Here is a 21,693-nt window from a genome sequence, read left to right on the forward strand (position 1 = left end):
GTTTCCACTTTGTGAGGTTAGGAATGGTCAGGATCACAATCACCCCAGTGCGCAACGCCAGGGCATTGAGTGCAGCCAAGGAGCGGCACTGATGTCCAGCCAACCAAATACCCAATTCCACAGCGACCTCGACAGCTCGCCCCTGCTGCTGCCGGCCAAGGTCCTGCGCAACGACGCCGAAGCCCTGCAAGCCGCCCGCGAACTGGCCGCCAGTGCCCGTGAACAGGCGTCGCGCCGCGACCAGCAACGCAAACTGCCTTGGGCTGAAATCGAACAGTTCACCCGCAGCGGCCTGGGCAGCATCAGCGTACCCAAGGCCCACGGCGGCCCGGACGTTTCCTTTGCGACCATCGCCGAAGTGTTCCGCCTGATCAGCGCCGCCGACCCGGCCCTGGGGCAGATCCCGCAGAACCAGTTCGGCATGCTGCAGTTGCTGCGCCTCACGGCCAGCGAAGCCCAGCAGGCGGTGATTTTCCGCAGCGTGCTCGATGGTTGGCGCATCGGTAACGCCGGCCCTGAACGGGGCACCAAGGACACCCTGACCCTCAAGGCCCGAATCACCCGCTCGGGTGACGGCTATCGCATCAGCGGTGAGAAGTTCTATTCCACCGGTGCCTTGTTCGCCCATTGGGTGGCGGTCAAGGCGCTGGACGATGAAGGCCGTCAGCGTCTGGCGTTCGTGCGCCGGGGCAGCCCGGGGCTGCGCATCGTCGACGACTGGTCGGGCTTCGGCCAGCGCACCACCGCCAGCGGCACTGTGCTGCTGGACCAGGTGCCGGTGGAGGCCGACCTGGTCATCGACAACTGGCGCCAGCGTGACATTCCCAATATCCAGGGCGCTGCCTCGCAACTGATTCAGGCCGCAATCGACGCTGGTATCGCCGAAGCGGCAATTGAAGATGCCATCGCCTTCGTGCGCGACAAGTCCCGGCCATGGATCGAAGCCAAGGTCGAGCGAGCCAGCGATGACCCCTATGTGATCGCCGACATTGGCCGCCTGAAGCTGGAGCTCCATGCAGCCGAAGCCTTGCTGCGCAGGGCCGCGAAGGTGCTCGACGACGTCAATGCCGAACCGATCGATGCCGAAGCGGCAGCGCGCGCCTCCATCGCCGTGGCCGAGGCCAAGGTGCTCACTACCGAAATCTCGCTGCAGGCCAGCGAGAAGCTGTTCGAGCTGGCCGGCAGCCGCGCCACCCTTACCGAGTTCAACCTCGACCGCCACTGGCGCAATGCCCGGGTGCACACGCTGCACGACCCGGTGCGCTGGAAGTACCACGCGGTGGGCGCTTACCACCTCAACGGCACCCTGCCTGCACGGCATTCCTGGATCTGATCGGGCCGGGGCTGCTGCGCAGCCCAATCGCCGGCAAGCCGGCTCCCACAAACCCTGTAGGAGCCGGCTTGCCGGCGATTGGGCCGCAAAGCGGCCCCCAGCCCCTGGAGAACACCATGACTACATACCTCATCACCAGCGATGCCCAGGCCCTGTCCGTCGCTGAAGAAATCGCCCAGAAACTGCGTCAGGACAGCCCCCTGCGCGACCGCGAACGCCGCCTGCCCCACGCCGAGCTCGACTTGTTCACACGCTCCGGCTTGTGGGCCATCAGCGTGCCCAAGGCCTTCGGCGGCGCTGGCGTGTCCAACGTCACCCTGGCCAAGGTCATCGCCCGCATCGCCCAGGCCGACGCCTCCCTCGGGCAGATCCCGCAAAACCACTTCTACGCCCTGGAAGTGCTGCGCGTGAACGGCAGCCCCGAGCAGCAACAACGCCTTTATGGCGAAGTCCTCAAAGGCCTGCGTTTTGGCAATGCCCTGGCCGAGCTGGGCACCAAGACCGCCAACGAACGCACCACCCGCCTGACCCGCGATGGCGCCGGCTTTCGTATCAACGGCCGCAAGTTCTACGCCACCGGCGCGCTGTACGCCCAGCGCATCCCTACCTCGGTCATCGATGAACAAGGCGCGCAGCATCTGGCCTTCGTCCCTGCCGACAGCCAAGGCCTGCAGGTAATCGACGACTGGAGCGGTTTCGGTCAGCGCACGACCGGCAGCGGCTCGGTTGTGTTCGACGACGTATTCGTGCGCGCCGAAGACGTGGTGCCGTTCGACAGCGCCTTCGAGCGCCCGACCCCAGTCGGCCCACTGGCACAGATTCTTCACGCTGCCATCGACACCGGCATCGCCCGCGCCGCCTACGAAGATGCCCTGCACTTCGTACGCACGCGCAGCCGCCCCTGGGTCGACTCAGGCCTGGACAAAGCCACTGACGACCCCTTGACCCTTAAAAGCTTCGGCCATCTGGCGATCCGCCTGCACGCCGCCGAAGCCTTGCTGGAACGCGCAGGGGAATACCTGGACCGCGCCCGCGACGACAGCACCGCCGACACCGTCGCCGCCGCCTCCATCGCCGTGGCCGAGGCACGGGCGATCAGCACCGAAATCTCCCTGGCCGCCGGCACCACCCTGTTCGAGCTGGCCGGCAGCCAGGCCACCCTGGCCGAGCACAACCTTGACCGCCACTGGCGCAATGCCCGGGTCCACACCCTGCACGACCCGGTGCGCTGGAAATACCACGCCATCGGCAACTACTACCTGAACGACACGAACCCGCCGCGCCGGGGGACCATCTGATGGCCAAGCAGATCCTGCTCAATGCCTTCAACATGAACTGCATCGGGCACATCAACCATGGCCTGTGGACCCATCCACGGGACACTTCGACGCGCTACAAGACCCTGGAATATTGGACCGACCTGGCACGGCTGCTAGAGCGAGGGCTGTTCGATGGTCTGTTCATCGCCGACATCGTCGGCACTTACGACATCTACGGCAATTCACTGGACGTGACGCTAAAAGAGTCGATCCAGCTGCCGGTCAACGACCCGCTGCTGCTGGTTTCGGCCATGGCCGCCGTGACCCGCAACCTGGGCTTCGGCCTCACCGCCAACCTCACCTACGAAGCGCCGTACCTGTTCGCCCGACGCCTCTCGACCCTCGACCACCTGAGCAATGGCCGGGTCGGCTGGAACATCGTCACCGGCTACCTCGACAGCGCTGCCCGCGCCATGGGCCTGGAGCAGCAACCCGAGCACGACCGCCGGTATGACCAAGCCGATGAGTACCTGCAGGTGCTGTACAAACTGCTGGAAGGCAGTTGGGACGACGATGCCGTGGTGGAAGACCGCGAACAGCGCATCTATGCCCGGCCGGACAAAGTGCGCAAGGTCCACCACAACGGTGAGTTCTACAAAGTCGAGGGATACCACCTGTGCGAGCCCTCGCCGCAGCGCACCCCGGTGCTGTTCCAGGCCGGCAGCTCGCCCCGTGGCCTGGCCTTCGCCGGCAACCATGCCGAGTGCGTGTTCATCAGTGGCCAGGACAAAACCGCCACCCGCGCCCAGGTCGACAAGGTACGCGCCGCCGCCCAGGCGGCCGGCCGCGACCCGCAGGCAATCAAGGTGTTCATGGGCATTACCGTGATCGTCGCGCCCACCGAGCAACAGGCCCAGGCCAAGCACGCCGAATACTTGCGCTACGCCAGCCCCGAGGCGGGTGTGGCGCACTTCGCGGCCTCCACCGGGATCGACTTCGCCACTTACGAGTTGGACGAGCCCATCGGTTTCAACAAAGGCAACGCCATCCAGTCCGCCACCCGCCAGCTGCAGGAGAACGCCTGGACCCGTCGCCGCTTGTTGCAACAACACGCACTGGGCGGACGCTACGTGACCCTGGTCGGCACGCCCGAACAGGTCGCCGAGCAACTCATCGCCTGGGTCGACGAAACCGGCCTGGACGGTTTCAACCTGACCCGTACCGTCACCCCCGAAAGCTTCGAGGACTTCATTGACCTGGTGGTCCCGCAACTGCAACAGCGAGACCGCTACAAGACCGCCTACGCCGAAGGCACCCTGCGCGAAAAGCTGTTCGACAGCGACCACCCGCACCTGCCCGCCAGCCACCCCGGCTCGACTTACCGCTCAACCACCACCGCCCCGACTGGAGCCCTGCACCATGCTTGAAAAACTGTTCCGGCCCGTCGCGGCCATTGCCCTCACCCTCGGCCTGTCCAACTCCGTGCTCGCTGCCGAGCCTCTGAAAATCGGCACCACCGCGGCATTTGCGATTCCGCTGGAAGCCGCCGTGGAAGAGGCGCACAAGCAAGGGCTGGAAGTGAAGCTGATCGAATTCAGCGACTGGATCGCCCCCAATGTCAGCCTCAACAGCGGCGACATCGACGTCAATTACTTCCAGCACATCCCGTTCCTGGAAAACGCCAAGGCCGCCGCCGGGTTTGATCTGGTGCCCTACGCACCGGGGATCATCAACAATGTCGGGCTGTACTCGAAAAAGTACAAAAGCTTTACCGAACTGCCCGAAGGCGCCAGCGTGGCCATCGCCAACGACCCGATCAACAGCGGGCGTGGCTTGCAACTGCTGGCCAAGGCCGGGTTGATCACCCTCAAGCCGGGGGTCGGCTACAAGGCCACCGAAGACGACATCATCGCCAACCCGAAAAAGCTGAAGATCCTTCAGGTCGAGGCCGTGCAACTGGTACGCGCCTATGACGACGCCGACCTGGTTCAGGGCTACCCGGCCTACATACGCCTGGCCAACAGCTTCGACGCCACCTCCGCCCTGCTGTTCGATGGCCTGGAAAACAAGGAGTACGTCATCCAGTTCGTCATTCGCCCGCAAACCAAGGACGACACGCGTCTAGCCAAGTTCGTCGACATCTACCAGCACTCGCCAGTGGTACGCGCGGCGTTGAACAAGGCCCACGGCAAGCTCTACCAGGCCGGTTGGGAAGGCTGACATGGGCCAGGCCAGCGCCTTCAAGGCGCCCACCACTCACACCACGCCGCCACCGGCTCGGGAGCAGGCGCTGCGCCCGGAGGTCAATGAAGCCCATGTGCGCTTCATTGGCCTGGGCAAGACCTACCTCGGCCAGGCGCAACCCGCCCTGCAGGGCATCGACCTGAACATCCGTCGCGGCGAAATCTTCGGCATCATCGGCCGCAGCGGCGCTGGCAAATCGTCATTGCTTCGCACCATCAACCGCCTGGAGCAACCCAGCCAGGGCCGGGTGCTGATCGACCAGGTGGACATCGCGCCGTTCGATGAAGACCGCCTGGTCGCGCTGCGCCGGCGCATCGGCATGATCTTCCAGCACTTCAACCTGATGTCGGCCAAGACCGTGTGGCAGAACGTCGAGCTGCCTCTAAAGGTGGCCGGCGTGGCCAAAGCCGAGCGTCAACGCAAAGTGCGTGAATTGCTGGAACTGGTGGGCCTCGCCGAGAAGCATCACGTATACCCCGCGCAGCTGTCAGGAGGACAGAAGCAGCGGGTCGGCATCGCCCGGGCGCTGGTCCATGACCCCGAGATTCTTCTGTGCGACGAAGCCACCTCGGCGCTGGACCCGGAAACCACGGCCTCGATCCTCGAACTGCTGCGCGATATCAACCTGCGCCTGGGCCTGACGGTGGTGCTGATCACCCACGAGATGGCGGTAATCCGCGATATCTGTCATCGCGTGGTGGTGCTCGAACGTGGCGAGATCGTCGAGCAAGGTGAGGTCTGGCGGGTGTTCGGCTCACCCCGTCACGAGGTCACCCGCACCCTGCTCGCCCCGTTGCAGGCCAAGCTTCCGGCAGCGCTGCAGGCCAACCTGAGGGCCAGCCCGGCGGGCCGCGACAGTGCCGTGGTACTCAAGCTCACCCTGCTCGGAGAACCCGCGCTTTCCGACCTGTTCAACGACCTGGGCGGTCGCGTGCGCCTGCTTCAGGGCGGTGTGGAAACCATCGGCGAGCATGCTTTGGGGCAGTTGATCCTGTCGGTACAGGGCTCGCCGCACGATGCCCACCAATTGCTGGAACGTGCCCGTCGCTGGGCCGAAGACGTGGAGGTGCTGGGCCATGTGGTTTGATCGTCTGCTGGAAGGCTTGCTCGACACCTTGCTGATGGTCGGCGTGTCATCGTTGATTGCCCTGCTGGTGGGCGTGCCCATGGCTGTGTTGCTGGTGACCAGCGACAAGGGCGGGATCTTCGAGGCACCGCTGCTGAACCGCGTGATAGGCGCGTTCGTCAACCTGTTCCGCTCGATCCCGTTTCTGATTCTGATGGTCGCGCTGATCCCCTTCACCCGCCTGGTGGTTGGCACCACTTATGGTGTGTGGGCAGCCGTGGTCCCCCTGACCATCGCCGCCACACCGTTCTTTGCCCGCATTGCCGAAGTCAGTCTGCGCGAGGTGGACCATGGCTTGGTGGAAGCAGCCCAGGCCATGGGCTGCCGACGCTGGCACATCGTCTGGCATGTACTGCTGCCCGAGGCTCTGCCTGGGATCGTCGGCGGCTTCACCATTACCCTGGTCACCCTGATCAACTCTTCAGCCATGGCCGGCGCAATCGGGGCCGGCGGGCTGGGAGATATTGCCTATCGGTACGGGTACCAGCGATTCGACAGCCAGATCATGCTGACCGTGATTGCCATGCTGGTGGCGCTGGTGGCGTTGATTCAGCTGGGTGGGGATAGGCTGGCAAAAGGGTTGAACAAGCGGTGAGTCGGACGGGGTATGCGGGGCATGCCTTGAGAGATGTGTTGAGGCGAAGATCGAGCGCCGCCCGCGCGGCGCATCGCGAGCAAGGCTCGCTCCTACGTCTGTTTCGGACCAATCACTCCTGCAGAATTCGCGCGCGACCGCCTTGCTGAACGGCTCGATATAGGCTCGTACAAACAAGGCGGTCGCGCGCCTCTGCTTCAGGCATGACTGGCCCGAAACAAGCGTAGGAGCGAGCCTTGCTCGCGATGCGCCGCGCGGGCGGCGCTCGATCTACGCATCACCTCACCACCCAAGGCGAGCACTCACCTCACCCCCAGCGCAACTCCCGCTCAGGCACCGGCCGGCCGAACCAGTACCCCTGCCCCAGCTGACACTGCTGCTCCAGCAGGAACCGCGCCTGCTCAGCCTGCTCGATGCCCTCGGCGTGCACCTGCATGCCCATGCTTCGGGCCAGGGCGATGATCACTCGGACAATGGCGATGTCATCGTCGTCGAGCGGCAGCCCGGCAACGAAGCCTTGGTCGATCTTCAGCTTCTGCACCGGCAGGCGCTTGAGCCGCAGCAACGATGAATACCCAGTGCCGAAGTCATCGATGGCCAGGTTCAGCCCGAGCTCACGCAAGCGGTGCAGCTGTTCCAACGCGACCTCAGGGTCTTCCATCACCGCACTTTCGGTGACCTCAAGCTCCAGCAGCGCCGGGTTCAGCCCGGTTTCGTGCAACACCTCGGCCACCTGCCGATACAGCTCGTGCTGGCCGAACAGCCGGCTGGAGATGTTCACCGCAACGAACGCCAACTGCCGCCCTTCAGCCTGCCATTGCACCATCTGCCGACACGCCTGGCGCAACACCCAGGCATCGATTTCGGCAATCAGCCCAGTACGCTCGGCAATCGGGATGAACTCGCCTGGCGGCACCAGGCCACGCATTGGATGCTGCCAGCGTACCAACGCCTCGACTCCGACCATTTTCGAGGTGAACAGATCATGTACCGGCTGGAAGTACACCCGCAGCTCTTCTTCCTCCAGGGCCCGCCGCAGCTCGCCAGCGGTTTCCACCCGATGCTGGGCGTGGGCGGTCAGTTCTTCGGTGTAGAACGCGTAGCAGGCCCGACCATTGCTCTTGGCCTTGAACAATGCGGAGTCGGCATTGCGCAACAGTTGCTCGGCGCTCAAGGCATCGTTGGGGAACAGGCTGATGCCGAGGCTGGCGCTGATGAACAGGCGATGCCCATCGAAGGTGAACGGCTCGCGCATCCGCTCGATGATGCTCTGCGCCAGCTTGCCCGCCTGCCCGACCTGCTGGCAGTTCTCATACAACACGCCGAACTCGTCGCCGCCCAGGCGCGCCAGGGTGACGCCACTGCCGAGCACTTCGGCCAGACGCTCTCCGACCAGCTTGAGCAACTGGTCGCCGATGGTGTGGCCCAAGCCGTCGTTGATGCTCTGGAAATGGTCCAGATCGAGCAGCAGCAACGCGCAGCCACGCTTGTTGGCCTGGGCCGCACTCAGCGCTTGCTCGGCGCGGTCGTTGAACAACAGGCGGTTGGGCAGCGCGGTGAGCGGGTCATGGTGGGCCAGGTAGGCCAACTCCTGCTCGGAATGCTTGATCGCACTGATATCGCTGAACACCGCCACGTAGTGGGTAAGTTCACCGCTGTCGTCGCGAATGGCGCAGATCGTCTGCCACTGGGGGTAGATCTCGCCACTTTTGCGCCGGTTCCAGATCTCCCCGCTCCACTCGCCTTTCTGCGCCAGCGCGGCATAGATCTGCTGGTAGAACGGCACACCGTGGCGCCCGGACTTGAACTTGTTCGGCCGCTGGCCGAGCACTTCGTCCTGCTGGTAGCCGGTAATGCGCATGAACGCCCGGTTGACGTGCACGATCAGGCCATGGCGGTCGGTGACCAGCACGCCTTCGAGTGTGCTGTCGAAGACGGCGGCCGCCATACGCAGGCGCTCACGGTCCTCGCTGCGCAAACGGGCACCGACGCCGATGAAATTCAGCAGGCGGGCACGGGAAACGAAGATCAGCACAGCACTGACCAATACCCAGAGCACCACGTTGATCTGCCGCCCCACGGTCAGCGCCAGGGGGTCTTCAGACATACTGTGCAACACCACCTCGGACATCACCAGCCAGAGGATCGAGAGCACCACATAGAGCGCAGCCATGCGCAAGGCGTCGCGAACAGAAACAGACATGTCGGGTGCAAAGCCCATGAAAAAGGATGGGGCATTATAAAGGCTGAAACATGTCGTGACTTCCTATCTGAAAGGGTGACTGGTTTTATTTCCCTGCCAAGGGATAATCAGCCCCTTCCCTGTTTCGAGGGTTATCCAACCTATGTGGTACAACGGCCTGCTCGACCTGTCGGCCTGGCAACTGGTCGCCATCACCTTGCTGATGACCCATGTGACCATCGTCAGCGTCACCGTCTACCTGCACCGCTACTCCGCCCACCGCGCCCTGGAGCTCAACGGCGCGCTCAAGCATTTCTTCCGCTTCTGGCTGTGGCTGACCACGGCGCAGAACACCCGCGAATGGACCGCCGTCCACCGCAAGCACCACGCCAAGTGCGAAACCCCCGACGACCCGCACAGCCCGGTCTACAAGGGCCTGAGCACCGTGCTGCGCAAAGGCGCGGAGCTTTACCGGGAAGAGGCGCGCAACCCCGAGACCCTGCGCATCTACGGCAAGAACTGCCCGGATGACTGGATCGAGCGCAACCTCTATTCGCGCTACAAGCTCGGTGGCATCGCGCTGATGGCGGTCATCGACCTGCTGCTGTTCGGCACCATTGGCATCACCATCTGGGCGGTGCAGATGATGTGGATTCCGTTCTGGGCCGCTGGCGTGGTGAACGGCCTGGGTCATGCGGTCGGCTACCGCAACTTCGAATGCCGCGACGCCGCCACCAACCTGGTGCCATGGGGCATCGTCATTGGCGGTGAGGAACTGCACAACAACCACCACACCTATCCCAATTCGGCCAAGCTGTCGGTCAAGCGCTGGGAGTTCGACATGGGCTGGGCCTGGATTCGCCTGTTCTGCCTGCTGCGTCTGGCCAAGGTGCAACGGGTCGCGCCCATCGCCCATCGGGTCGAAGGCAAGGCCAGCCTGGACATGGACACGGCCATGGCCATTCTCAACAACCGCTTCCAGATCATGGCCCAGTACCGCAAGCTGGTGATCGGCCCGTTGGTCAAGCAGGAACTGGCCAAGGTGGATGCCTCGGTGCGCCACCGTTTCCGCCGCGCCAAACGCCTGCTATCGCGCGAGACCAGCCTGCTGGAAGATCGCCACCATGTGCGCATCGAGTCCATGCTCGCGCATAGTCACGCACTCAAGACCATCTACGAGAAGCGTCTGGCCTTGCAGCAGATCTGGGCCCGCACCAGCGCTAATGGCCATGACATGCTCGCCGCCATCAAGGACTGGGTGCACGAAGCGGAGGCCAGTGGCATCCATGCCTTGCATGACTTCGCAGCGCAGCTGAAAACCTATTCCCTGCGTCCTTCCGGCGCCTGATCACCGTTGATCGGCACGCCCCGTCCAGCGGGGCGTTTGCCCGGAACTTCCCCCCTGCACTTCGACTCAAATCGGCACATCGCCCGCGTGGCGGGCCGGTCGGTGGCCGCACGCTTTCCTGTCGAGAATCGCTTCGTGCTCATGGCCAAGATCCCCCATCCATCCCAGCCTCCGGAAGCCGCCCAGACCTTGCTGGCTTTGCTGCATGCCCAAGGCGAAGTCGCCCGCCTGAGTGAGCGCGAGCAGCTCTACAGCTCGCTGCTCGACAGCGTCAATGCCGTGCTCTGGGCCTTCGACTGGGAAACCCGCCAGGTGCTGTATGTCAGCCCCGCTTATGAGCGCATCTTCGGGAGGCCGGCCAGCCTGGTGCTGGCCGACTACAACGAGTGGCGAGACAGTATTTACCCTGACGACCTGGAGCATGCCGAGCACAGCTTGGCCCAGGTGCTGCTCAAAGGCTCGGTGGAAGACCGAGAGTATCGAATCATCAACGCTGACGGTCAGGTGCGCTGGCTCAGCGACAAGTGCTACGTCAACCAGCAACGCGAAGGCGAACAGCGCGTGATCATCGTCGGTATCGCCGAGGACATTACCGAAAAGAAGCTGCTGGAGGGCGAACTGCAGCGCCTGGCCACCACCGACGTGCTGACCCAAAGCAGCAACCGCCGGCATTTCTTCGACTGCGCCAACAAGGCCTTCGCCAGCGCCCGTGAGGAAGGCACGCCACTGGCCTTTCTGCTGCTGGACATCGATGACTTCAAGCTGATCAACGACAGTTACGGTCACCAGGAAGGCGACCAGGTGCTGCAGCGCATCGCCGACAGCGGCAAAGCCGTGCTACGGCGTGGCGACGTGTTCGGGCGCATCGGCGGCGAGGAATTCGCGGCGGTATTTCCGGGCTGCACGGCCCAGGTGGCCGAACAGATCGCCGAGCGCCTGCAGCGGGAAATCCAGCGTTTGAGCTTCAGCCATGGGGATCAGGCCTATGGCGTGACCATCAGCCAGGGGTTGACCGGGCTTACCGACGAGGATGAGTCACTGGACAGTTTGTTTGCCCGGGCGGATGCGGCGATGTACCAGGCCAAGCGCCAGGGCAAGAATCAGATTGTGCGGGGGTGAAGGCATTTAGAGCGCCTCCTGCGCTGACCTGATAGAGGATCATACTTCAAGCAACAGACACGCTGGGTAAAAGCCGACCTCGTTGCGCAGGTAAGCAGGGAGCGCTTATTTAAGGTTCTTCACGGAATCTTGGGAGAGGCTTCGAAGTGCCTGCCCTGGGTTTGGGGGTGATGCGTATATCGAGCGCCGCCCGCGCGGCGCATCGCGGATAAATCCGCTCCTACATTTGTTGCAACGTGACCATGCCTGTGAGGCCATGGTTGCCAGCCTGTTTGCAAGTCTCAAGACATGCGCCAAGGCAGGCGACCATGGTGTAACAGGTTCGGCACGTTGCAACAAATGTAGGAGCGGATTTATCCGCGATGCGCCGCGCGGGCGGCGCTCGATCTTGCAGGCGCCGAAACTCTTACGACGAGCAAAAAAAAACCAGGCGAATTGGTCACGGCCACCTGGACCAGGTCTTGACCCGTGAAGTAGTTGAATTGGTGCAACGTGCAGTGATCAAGGTTATGAATGCCGGCTCACTGCTCAAGCGTTGACTTTAACCGCCATCCTCCTTATCGTTCCCCCGTAGCCCTTAGAGGCACTTAGCGTTTTATTCCCCATTGAGGGACCTGCAAAACCCAGCCAAGGCTGGGTTTTGTCATTTTAGGCAGTAGGAGACTCGGGGTTGGCGCCCTCTGCCTTAGTGAGCTCTACCTCGGCAGGCTGCTCGATCGCCACAGGTTCCTCGACCTTCACGCTCTCCTGCGGCCTCACCTCAGGGTTCTCCACCTTGCGCAACCGGCTCAACTCCGGCAGCCCGACCTTCAGCAAGCGCGCAGTCTTGTTGTTGGCCACTTTCTCCAACCCCTGGTCCGCAGGCAACCGCGCCAGCTGCCCGGCCAGGTTCATGGCCAGGATCTCCCGCGAATAAACGCCGCCGCCCAGTTGGTAGATGGCGGCTATCAGCTCGCGCAAGTTAAGCGGCAACCGCCAGCGGGTGCGCAATGCCGAACCGAACGCCGCACCGAATTCATCGAGCGACTGCTGCACTTGGCCTTCGTCCAGATCACCGCCCCCCAAACGCCACTCTTGCAGGCAACGCAGTACAGCCAGGTCACCCAGACAATGCAGCAGGCCTGCGCAATAGCAGCGTTCCTCATCGAGTTCGAGCATGCGGGCCAAGCTGCGAGCGTATTCAGCTGTGTGCAGCGACAGGTTCCAGAAGTGCGTGGCATGGTTCGCCAACACCGGGTCGCTCAGGCGCGCACTGCGCTTGAGCGTCAGCCCCAGGATCAGGTTCATGCTCTGGGTGCTGCCCAGCTTGTTCAACGCCTGCAACAGGGTTTGCGCCGGGGCATCGCGGTGCAGCGCAGCGCTGTTGGCCGCCGCAATCAGCACGGCGGTGATCTGCGGATCGTCACGCACTTCAGATTCGAGCACCTTGAGGTTCAACCCCTGGGGGTTGAGCGCACGCTTGATCGCCAACTGCACGTCAGCGAACAGGGGTCCGCCATCGGCGGTGGCACGACGCTGTTCGAGGAAGGCCGGCAGTTTGACGCCGGGCAGTACCGGCTGCACCGGGCAGGCGATCTGTTCGCCGACAGCCACCAGCAACTCCTCCAGGCGCTTGCGCAGGCTATCGAGGTTCAGCGGTTTGCTCAGGTAGGCCGTGGGGTGCAACGGCAGCGCCTCGCGGACACTGGCGCTGTCACTGCGGTTGCTCATGAGGATGAACGGCAAACCCGACCCTTTGGCGCGTACCTTGCGCAGCAGGTCAAGCCCGTCGACGCCGGCCAGTTCGCGGGCGGCAATGATCAGGTCGGGCTTGCTGGCCAGCGCACTGAGCGCCTGGGAGCCATCGGCGCAGACCTGCAGGCGAGCGTCGCAGCGCACACTGAGCAGCATTTCACTGAGCATGTCGCGAACCCAAGGGTCGCCTTCGGCAATCAGTACGCAAGGTGGGGTGGGGTCTGCAGCGCTCATGGTCAACTCCTGAGTATCCCTGACACGCGATCCGTCGCAGCTTCCTGGGCAAGTCCTCCCACAACGATAGCGTGAGCAACGTTTTCTGGGCATAAAAAAAACCCGCCGAAGCGGGTTTTTTTCTGAAGCGTGTCACATTACGCGAGCTCGGCGAAGCACTCTTCGATGATCGCCAGGCCTTTGTCCAGCAGCGCGTCTTCGGCGGTCAGCGGTACCAGGATACGCAGGACGTTACCGTAGGTGCCGCAGGACAGCAGGATCAGGCCCTTGTCGCGCGCCTTGGCAACCACTTGAGCCACGGCAGCGGCGTTCGGGGTGTGGGTGCCTTTCTCGAAGACTTCGACAGCAATCATCGAGCCCAGACCACGGACATCACCGATGATCGAGTGCTTTTCCTGGATCTTGCGCAGACCAGCGGTCAGGCGCTCACCGACAGCCTTGCTGCGGTCCAGCAGTTTCTCTTCCTCGAACACCTGGATGACGGCCAGGGCCGCGGCGCAGGCGATCGGCGAACCGGCGTAGGTGCCGCCCAGGCCGCCCGGGGCAATGGCGTCCATGTATTCGGCCTTGCCGCACACACCGGCCAGCGGGAAGCCGCCAGCGATGGACTTGGCGAAGGTAGTCAGGTCAGGCGCGACGCCCATCTGTTCCATGGCGAAGAAGGTACCGGTACGGCCAGCGCCGGTCTGTACTTCGTCGGCGATCAGCAGGATGCCGTGCTTGTCGCACAGCTCGCGCAGACGCTTCATCAGCTCTTTCGGCGCTGGCAGGAAGCCGCCTTCGCCTTGTACTGGCTCGAGGATGATCGCGGCGATATCGCGCGGCTCGGCGTCGTTCTTGAAGATGCGCTCGACCGAGGCGATGGCGTCGTCAACGCTGATACCGTGCAGTTCGCTCGGGAACAGGGCGCGGAAGATGCCGCCTGGCATCAGGCCCATGCCAGCGGAGTACGGCACGACCTTACCGGTCAGGCCCAGGGTCATCATGGTACGGCCGTGGTAGCCGCCGGTGAAGGCGATGACGCCAGCGCGGCCAGTGGCGGCACGGGCGATCTTGACGGCGTTCTCGACCGCTTCGGAGCCGGTGGAGACCAGCAGGGTCTTCTTGTCGAAGTCACCTGGGACCAGCTTGTTGATCTTTTCGCACAGTTCTACGTACGGCTCGTACGCCAGAACCTGGAAGCAGGTGTGGCTGACTTTGGTCAGCTGCTCTTGCACGGCCGCAACCACTTTCGGGTGCAGGTGGCCGGTGTTCAGTACAGCGATGCCGCCAGCGAAGTCGATCAGTTCGCGGCCTTCAACGTCGATCACAGTCGAGTTCTTCGCGCTTTCGACGAAGATCGGGTGAATTTGGCCGACGCCACGTGGGACGGCAGCTACACGACGTTGCATCAAGGATTCGTTGGTCTTGCTCATAATGCCCTCATTCGCGCCGACTCTGACGGCGCTTTGATTCGGGGGTGACTGGCGCTGCCCGCGATCAGTATTCGTTGATCGACTGTCGCGAACGGCCTGGCCACCAGGTACTGCAGTGTCAAAAAGACCAGCGAGACGTCGCTCTCGCGCCCCGCTGGCAGAGGTAAAGCCTTTACATCAAACGCTGATGCACAGGTATTTGATTTCGAGGTAGTCCTCGATACCGTACTTGGAACCTTCACGGCCCAGGCCCGAAGCCTTGATGCCGCCGAACGGCGCCACTTCGTTGGAGATCAGGCCGGTGTTGATACCGACCATGCCGTATTCCAGCGCCTCGGCAACACGGAACACACGGCTCATGTCACGGGCATAGAAGTACGAGGCCAGGCCGAACTCGGTGTCGTTGGACATGGCGATGACTTCGGCTTCGTCTTTGAAGCGGAACAGTGGTGCCAGCGGGCCGAAGGTTTCTTCCTTGGCCACGGCAGCGGTGTTCGGCACGTCGACCAGAATGGTCGGCTCGAAGAAGTTGCCTTCGATCAGCTTGCCACCGGACAGTACCTTGGCGCCTTTGCCGACGGCGTCTTCGATGTGTTCCTGGACCTTGGCGACAGCCTTGCCGTCGATCAACGGGCCAGTGGTGGTGCCTTCTTCCAGGCCGTTACCGATCTTCAGCTTGGCGACAGCGGCGGCCAGCTTCTGGGCGAACGCGTCGTAGACGCCGTCCTGCACGTAGATACGGTTGGCGCAGACGCAGGTCTGGCCGTTGTTACGGTATTTGGAGATGATCGCGCCCTCGACCGCCTTGTCCAGGTCGGCGTCGTCGAACACGATGAACGGGGCGTTGCCACCCAGCTCCAGGGAAACTTTCTTGATGTCCTTGGCGCATTCTTCCATCAGCTGGCGACCGATTTCGGTCGAGCCGGTGAAGGACAGTTTGCGAACCAGGGAGTTGCCAGTCAGTTCGCCGCCGACTTCGCCAGCGCTGCCGGTGACAACGCTCAGCACGCCAGCCGGGATGCCGGCACGGTTGGCCAGTTCGACCAGGGCCAGGGCGGAGTACGGGGTTTGCGAAGCAGGCTTGAGCACCATGGTGCAGCCAGCAGCCAGGGCCGGGCCGGCTTTACGGGTGATCATCGCGGCCGGGAAGTTCCACGGGGTGATGGCCGCGGTAACGCCGATTGGCTGCTTGATGACGATCAGGCGCTTGTCTGGCTGGTGGCCAGGGATGGTGTCACCGTAGACGCGCTTGGCTTCTTCGGCGAACCACTCGATGAACGAAGCGGCGTAGGCGATTTCGCCCTTGGCTTCGGCCAGCGGTTTGCCTTGCTCGGTGGTCATCAGGCGAGCCAGGTCGTCCTGGTTCTCGATCATCAGTTCGAACCAGCGGCGCAGTTTGGCCGAACGCTCTTTGGCGGTCAGGGCACGCCAGGCCGGCAGGGCCTTGTCGGCGGCTTCGATGGCGCGGCGGGTTTCCGCGGTGCCCATCTTCGGCACGGTACCGATGACTTCACCGGTGGCCGGGTTGGTCACCTTGATGGTCTGGCCGCTGTCCGCATCCAGCCATTCACCGTTGATGAAGGCCTGCTGGCGGAACAACTGAGCGTCTTTGAGCTGCATGTCGGCTTCCCGAATTGTTGATTGTTGAAAAGCGCGCCCGTGGCACGGAGCGTTTGAAATCTCAAACGAATGCTAAGCGGGTGCTGGGGTGTTGGACAATAGGCTGTTCGAAAAAAAGAACGAATGGTTGAACACCCTGTCCGAAATATCACTGCTCCATTCGCGGGTAAACCCGTTCCCACAGGTACTCCACTGAGCCTCTGGGCAGTGAAGATCCTGTGGGAGCGGGTTTACCCGCGAATGGGCCCGGACAGGTTAGATGATATTGCAGACTGGATGATGAAGGGAGGACCGACGGCCCTCCCGGCAGGATCAGAACGCTTTGGCCAGGTCGATCACCAGTGCCCGGTAGCCGACGCTACCCGGCTGATGACTGTGTACCTTCAGCTCCACCAGCACCTCCTGGCTACCGCGACGCACTTCGTTGAGCACGGTGGTGGTCAGTTTCTCGGGGGTGAGGAAATTCACCGACGCGGAATAAATGAACTGAGTATCGGTCTCCGGTCGGTACGCCACCACCGAAGTCACCGGGCTGTACCACTCGTCCCCGCGCTCCTTGCCGTACTCCCAGACCTGCTCGACCGTCCCCTTGGCTTCGTCGATCTTGTACTCCACGGCCCGGCTGTAGTTTCCGGCCAGTTTGGTCGGTGCGAAGTCACGCCCCCAGCCGTTGTCGAACACAGTCAGCGTGCCCTGACCGGTCAACCAGGCGGTGTGCTGGGTCCAGGACCAGTCGAAGCCCTCGCTGGCAACTGGCGTCAGGACCTTGTCCTTGAGCCGCTCCGGCCAACCCTGGGGCGAAGCGAGAATCCACTTCACCGATTTGTCACGACCTATCTTCACCACGCCCTGATGCCTTGCTGAAACGATAATGCTGTCATCATCCGCGTCGTAATCGATGGCATTCACATGCGCCCAGTTACGCCCCGTCCCAACCCCCGGCGTATCACCGAACGGCAAGTCACCCTCGGCCAGTTCGTTGGCCAGCAGGTTGTCCTGTTTCTGTACGCCCTCAGGCAATTGAATCGCGGCTTTGCCCAGGGTTTCCAGCAGGTCGCCGCGATAGGGGTCGAGAATCTGGTTCAGGTCCCAGAAGTCCAGTACATCGCCAGCTTCGTTGACCTCGATGATGTGGTCGCGAATCGAGCGCACACGCTTGCCATCCGGGCGCCGATAGTCGCTGGTGCCGACCCGCAGCAGATAAGTGCCGTTGATGGTCTCGCGAATTTCGTGGGAGAAGTCGGCGAACTTGTCCGGCAGGCTGCGCTGCCAGATGCGCCGTCCAAGCAGGTCGTACTTGGAGTAGGTCTGGCCCTGGCCCCAGATCAGCTTGCCGTCGCGGGTCTGCTGGAAGCCCATTGTCCCGCCCAGCCCATCACGGCGATTGGAGTCGTGGATCTGCTCGATATCCAAGTACCAGCGCACATCGCCATTGCTGTCGGCAATCCAGTTGTTACCCACCTGGTCCCACTCGGCGGCGCCACCCAGACCATTCCATTTGAAGGCACGGCCACCGGGGATGTCGCCCAGCAAGTGGTTGAACAGGTACAGACGTTTTTCGAAGCCCGCCGCCACCTTGATCGGCTCGACCTCGGGCAGTGCGGCCGTCTGTTTCGCCACCACCGGCAGGCGCACCGCCGGGGCATAGATTTCATAGCGCTCACGCACCCGCTCACCGTCGAGCTTGTAGGTCACTTCTACCTGGTTGACGTGGTCCGGGTAGAGGCCGAACACGGGAATCCCGCCATAGGTCCACAGTGACTGGTCGGACACCTCGTAGGCAATCTCCACCCCCCGCTCGCCACGGGCCAGCACTCGCACATGGGCGGCGCTCAGGGTGCGCCCGCCGTCACGGATGATCGCGGTCAGCGGGGCCAGTCGGTAAGGGTTGACGACGATGTCACCGAGCAACGCTTCATTGTGCTCGGGCACCTTGGCGGTCAGGCAGGCGCCTTCAGGCAGTGCGGGGGTTTCGGTCTTGGCATTCATGGCAAAGCTCCTTGTGCTCAGAAGTCATAACGGGCGGTGGCGCCGAACGTGCGCGGGGTACCGAGTACGCCGGCATAACCACCGTTGGCGGAGTTCCACAGGCTGGTGAAGTAGGTCTTGTCGCCGGCGTTCTTCACCCACAGCGACAAGTCGATCACGCCGTCGCCCTGGTCCAGGCGAACCCCGGTAGAGAGGTTGATGAGTGCGTAGCTGGGGATCTGGCCGAAATCGGAATCGTCGATGGTGCCCACCGCTTTCGAACGGAAGGCGTAGCTGCCGGTGACATACGGCTCGATACGCTCGGCCAGTTGCCATTTGTATTGGGCGTTGAGGTTGGCGATGTACTTGGAGGCGCCCACCACCTGGTGGCCGGACAGGTCGCAAGTGGCGGTGGCATTGGCCAGGCTCACTTCCGGCGGGCATGGGGCATCGTCGTATTCGGTGTAACGCACATCGTTCCACGACCCATTGAAGTTCACCGTCAAGCCGCGCACCGGCAGCGCCGTGGCTTCGAACTCAAGGCCGCGTGAGCGCACACGGCCGGCGTTGGCCAGGTATTGCACACGATTCGCCTCGTCATAGACGTTGGCCTGGTAGCCATGCACCTCAGCCCAGAACAGGTTGGCGTTGAGTTGCAGGCGGTCATCGAACAGCGTGCTCTTGACCCCGACCTCTGCGTTGTTGACCCGCTCGGTGCCGACCAGCAGCGAGTCCGTGCCCAGGCGTGGCGCGGCACCGACGGTCAGGTTGATGCCACCAGACTTTTCGCCGTGGGTCAGGGTGGCGTAGCCGAGCAGCTGGTCGTTGAAGCGGTAGCTCAGGCCAAGCAGGCCGGAAGGGCTGAAGGTGTACTGGTTGAGGTCACCCGAGTCGAAGGCCCCTACCCGGCCCTGACGCGCGGCGGCGGCCGCACCGGTCACGGCCGCGCCACCGACTGGCGCATCACGGGTGACCGAAGCGCTCTTCTCTTCATAGGTGCCACGGATACCGGCGGTGAAATCCAGCCGGTCGGTGACATGCCAGGTACCTTGGGCAAACAGCGCGTAGCTGTCAGTGTCGATGTGCCCGTCGCCAATCGTGGTGACATTGTTCAGGGCACCGGTCGGCGTCAGGTTCCAGATGTCCGCCTTGGGCCCGTAATAGGTGAACGAGGTGTTATCCAGGTCCTGCTTGAAGTAATACGCGCCGAGCACGTAGTCGAAGGCGCCACCGGTGGGCGATGCCAGGCGGATTTCCTGGGAGTACTGCTTGTCACGCACCGACACCCCGGCGTTGTAGAACACCGGCACGTTCAGGCCATCGTCGTTGCGCGGGGTGAAATCCCACCAGCGGTAGGCGGTGATCGAGGTCAGGGTGAAGTCATTGGGCAGGGTCCAGTTGGCCTCCACCGAGGTGCCGCCCTGGAATACCGTCACCTGCTGGTCAGAGTCGAAATTGACCTTGCGGTCCTTGCCCGACACCAGTGTGGCGCCAGCTTGCGCTGCCAGGCTTTCATAACGGTTGACGCCGTTGATGGTCGGGCCGGTGCTGTACAGGCTGAGAATGCCGTTGTTGGAGTCTTCCTCGTTGTACTCGCCAATCCAGCGCAGGTTGAAGGTGTCGCTCGGCTCGAACAGCAATTGGGTACGAAAGCCCTGACGCTTGCCGCCGTTGAGGTCATCGCCGTTGTAGACGTTCTTCACATAGCCATCATCCTCGGTGCGATAAGCGCTGATGCGTCCGGCCAAGGTTTCGCTGATCGGCCCGGAAAAACTGCCTTGGGTCTGCAGGTAGCCATCTTCACCAATGGACTGCTGGATGCTGCCCTCGCGGTGGAACGTCGGCTTGCGCGTGGTGATGTTCAGCACCCCGGCAGTGGTGTTCTTGCCAAACAGCGTGCCCTGAGGCCCGCGCAGCACTTCGAGCTGCTCCACGTCGAGCAGGTCGAACACGGCCATGCCGGGGCGCCCGAGGTAGACGTTGTCCAGATAGATGCCGACGCTACCCTCCAGGCCATCACTGGCGGGGTTGTTGCCCAGTCCTCGGATCGAGATGCTCGACTGACGGGCATGCACATAGGCAACGTTGGTGCTGGGCACCAGCTGTTGCAGATCTTGCACACGGTAGATGCGCTGGGTTTCCAGGGTCTCGCTATTGAGCACGCTGATGGGCGTGGGCACGCTCTGCGCGGTTTCTTCACGGCGACGGGCATTGACCGTCACCGTACCGAGTTTGGCGTCCTGCTCAGCCACTGGAGTGGTGCTGGCAGCTTCTTCGGCAAAGCTGCCATTGGCGGCAGCCAGCAACACGCCAGCGGCCAGGGGTTGCAAGGTGTACCGCGACGCACGCGCGGGCCAACGGGAAAGTCGGGACATGCAAATGCTCCTTGAGGCATGGGCCCTGGCGAGCATTTCCGTTGGCGGAATCGAATCGCAGTCAGATGGGCTTATATTCTTTTAAGAGATATAAATATTTGTTTTTCATATTTTGTGGAATAAGTGACTCCCTTTATAAGGTGGCTAACCCTCATCAGCAATTGCATTCGACCGAAAGTTTTCATGTAGAAAATGCATATAGACCTCCGCCAGCTCCGCCACTTCATTGCCCTTGTCGAGCACCGCAGCTTCGTTGCCGCGGCAGCGGCGGTGAACCTCTCGCAATCGGCGTTCAGCCGCAGCATCCAGACGTTGGAGCACAACATCGGCTGCCGCCTGGTCGACCGCGCCAGCAAAGAGCTGGCACCGACCCGCCAAGGCCTGCTGGTGCTGGAGCACTCGCGTCGGCTGGTGCATGGCGCGCACAACCTGGTCAATGAAATCCACCAGTTCAACGGGGCAACCACCGGCGTGGTGCGCTTCGGGTCAGGCCCTGCCCCGGCTGGCGGCCTGGTGCCTCGGGCGGTGGCGCGTTTCGTGGCCGAATACCCGGCGGCGCGTACCTGCTTTCAGGTGGACAACTGGCAGGCGTTGAACCGCAAGTTGATTGCCGAGGAGATCGAATTCTTCGTGGCCGATACCCGGCAGTTTGAATCCGACCCGGACTACCGGGTGCACAAGCTGGCACCGCAGCGCTGGCACTTCTGCTGCCGTGCAGGTCACCCGCTGACCGAGCGCGCCGAAGTACGTGCCCGCGATGTATTCGATTACCCCTTGGCGACCACCTTCCGGCCGCCGAACATCCGCAAGATTCTCAGCGACCTCAGCGGCCGCCAGGACTTCCTGCCCACGGTGGAATGCGAGCACGGCTATGCGCTGCTGAACGTGGTGATGCACTCGGACACCATCGGCATTGCCTGCAATGCCAACTTGCGGCCGTATCAGGCGGAGGGAGGGTTGGTGGCGCTGGAGTTGGTGGATTTGCTACCGGAGCAGGAAGAGGCGTTCTACACCCGCTATGGGGTAGTGAGCCGTGTGGGATATGGCTTGTCGCCGCTGGCGCAGGGGTTGGTGAGGCAATTGATTGCCTGCGATACCGAACTCTAGAAGGTCACCCTCATTCTGTGGGAGCGGGTTTACC

15 protein-coding genes are annotated in these 21,693 nt (G+C 62.8%); 9 read left to right on the plus strand and 6 right to left on the minus strand.

Translation table 11 applies throughout. The features are described from left to right. The first annotated feature begins 91 nt into the window (after positions 1 to 91). From PspTeo4_RS19915 to PspTeo4_RS19940, 6 genes are all read left to right on the plus strand, one after another. The gene (locus tag PspTeo4_RS19915) at positions 92 to 1,333 is read left to right on the plus strand and encodes an SfnB family sulfur acquisition oxidoreductase (protein ID WP_322365649.1); all 1,242 of its coding nucleotides are present in this window, start codon (positions 92 to 94) and stop codon (positions 1,331 to 1,333) included. A 116-nt stretch (positions 1,334 to 1,449) separates the two neighbouring features. Next, a complete protein-coding gene (locus PspTeo4_RS19920) occupies positions 1,450 to 2,631 on the plus strand; it encodes an SfnB family sulfur acquisition oxidoreductase (RefSeq protein ID WP_322365650.1) in 1,182 nt (393 codons plus the stop codon). Beyond that, on the plus strand, positions 2,631 to 4,019 hold the full coding sequence (locus PspTeo4_RS19925; RefSeq protein ID WP_322365651.1) for an LLM class flavin-dependent oxidoreductase: 1,389 nt from the start codon (positions 2,631 to 2,633) through the stop codon (positions 4,017 to 4,019). Before PspTeo4_RS19920 ends, PspTeo4_RS19925 begins: the two co-directional genes overlap by 1 nt. Further along, positions 4,012 to 4,812, plus strand: coding sequence for a MetQ/NlpA family ABC transporter substrate-binding protein (locus PspTeo4_RS19930; RefSeq protein WP_322365652.1), 801 nt, complete (start codon positions 4,012 to 4,014; stop codon positions 4,810 to 4,812). Before PspTeo4_RS19925 ends, PspTeo4_RS19930 begins: the two co-directional genes overlap by 8 nt. 1 nt (position 4,813) lies before the next feature. Continuing rightward, positions 4,814 to 5,923 (plus strand): methionine ABC transporter ATP-binding protein, encoded by a 1,110-nt coding sequence (locus tag PspTeo4_RS19935; protein WP_322365653.1) that lies wholly within the window; start codon positions 4,814 to 4,816, stop codon positions 5,921 to 5,923. Beyond that, positions 5,913 to 6,557, plus strand: coding sequence for a methionine ABC transporter permease (locus PspTeo4_RS19940; protein WP_322365654.1), 645 nt, complete (start codon positions 5,913 to 5,915; stop codon positions 6,555 to 6,557). Before PspTeo4_RS19935 ends, PspTeo4_RS19940 begins: the two co-directional genes overlap by 11 nt. A 307-nt stretch (positions 6,558 to 6,864) precedes the next feature. Here the strand turns inward: PspTeo4_RS19940 and dibA are convergent, their stop codons facing one another. After that, positions 6,865 to 8,760 (minus strand): phosphodiesterase DibA, encoded by a 1,896-nt coding sequence (dibA, locus tag PspTeo4_RS19945; protein WP_322365655.1) that lies wholly within the window; start codon positions 8,758 to 8,760, stop codon positions 6,865 to 6,867. Positions 8,761 to 8,902: 142 nt separating this feature from the next. On the opposite strand from dibA, the gene desA reads away from it, so the two are divergent. Both desA and PspTeo4_RS19955 read left to right on the plus strand, forming a co-directional pair. Beyond that, positions 8,903 to 10,087, plus strand: coding sequence for a delta-9 fatty acid desaturase DesA (desA, locus tag PspTeo4_RS19950; RefSeq protein ID WP_322365656.1), 1,185 nt, complete (start codon positions 8,903 to 8,905; stop codon positions 10,085 to 10,087). Between the two features lie 141 nt (positions 10,088 to 10,228). Further along, a complete protein-coding gene (locus tag PspTeo4_RS19955) occupies positions 10,229 to 11,206 on the plus strand; it encodes a sensor domain-containing diguanylate cyclase (RefSeq protein ID WP_322366902.1) in 978 nt (325 codons plus the stop codon). Positions 11,207 to 11,854: 648 nt separating this feature from the next. On the opposite strand, the gene PspTeo4_RS19960 is transcribed toward PspTeo4_RS19955, so the two are convergent. The 5 genes from PspTeo4_RS19960 to PspTeo4_RS19980 form a co-directional block, all read right to left on the minus strand. Next, on the minus strand, positions 11,855 to 13,174 hold the full coding sequence (locus tag PspTeo4_RS19960) for a response regulator (RefSeq protein WP_322365657.1): 1,320 nt from the start codon (positions 13,172 to 13,174) through the stop codon (positions 11,855 to 11,857). A gap of 137 nt (positions 13,175 to 13,311) precedes the next feature. Then, positions 13,312 to 14,589, minus strand: coding sequence for a 4-aminobutyrate--2-oxoglutarate transaminase (gene gabT, locus PspTeo4_RS19965; protein WP_322365658.1), 1,278 nt, complete (start codon positions 14,587 to 14,589; stop codon positions 13,312 to 13,314). 177 nt (positions 14,590 to 14,766) lie between these two features. Then, positions 14,767 to 16,209 (minus strand): NADP-dependent succinate-semialdehyde dehydrogenase, encoded by a 1,443-nt coding sequence (gene gabD / locus PspTeo4_RS19970; RefSeq protein ID WP_176509150.1) that lies wholly within the window; start codon positions 16,207 to 16,209, stop codon positions 14,767 to 14,769. 312 nt (positions 16,210 to 16,521) lie between these two features. Further along, complete coding sequence (locus PspTeo4_RS19975; protein WP_322365661.1) at positions 16,522 to 18,198, minus strand: aryl-sulfate sulfotransferase; 1,677 nt, start codon at positions 18,196 to 18,198, stop codon at positions 16,522 to 16,524. A gap of 17 nt (positions 18,199 to 18,215) precedes the next feature. Beyond that, on the minus strand, positions 18,216 to 20,552 hold the full coding sequence (locus PspTeo4_RS19980) for a TonB-dependent receptor (protein ID WP_322365662.1): 2,337 nt from the start codon (positions 20,550 to 20,552) through the stop codon (positions 18,216 to 18,218). A gap of 192 nt (positions 20,553 to 20,744) precedes the next feature. On the opposite strand from PspTeo4_RS19980, the gene PspTeo4_RS19985 reads away from it, so the two are divergent. Next, positions 20,745 to 21,659: a LysR family transcriptional regulator gene (locus PspTeo4_RS19985; RefSeq protein ID WP_322365663.1), complete on the plus strand. Its 915-nt coding sequence runs from the start codon at positions 20,745 to 20,747 to the stop codon at positions 21,657 to 21,659. Positions 21,660 to 21,693 lie beyond the last annotated feature (34 nt).

The sequence above is a fragment of the Pseudomonas sp. Teo4 genome, from assembly GCF_034387475.1.
Lineage (GTDB): Bacteria > Pseudomonadota > Gammaproteobacteria > Pseudomonadales > Pseudomonadaceae > Aquipseudomonas.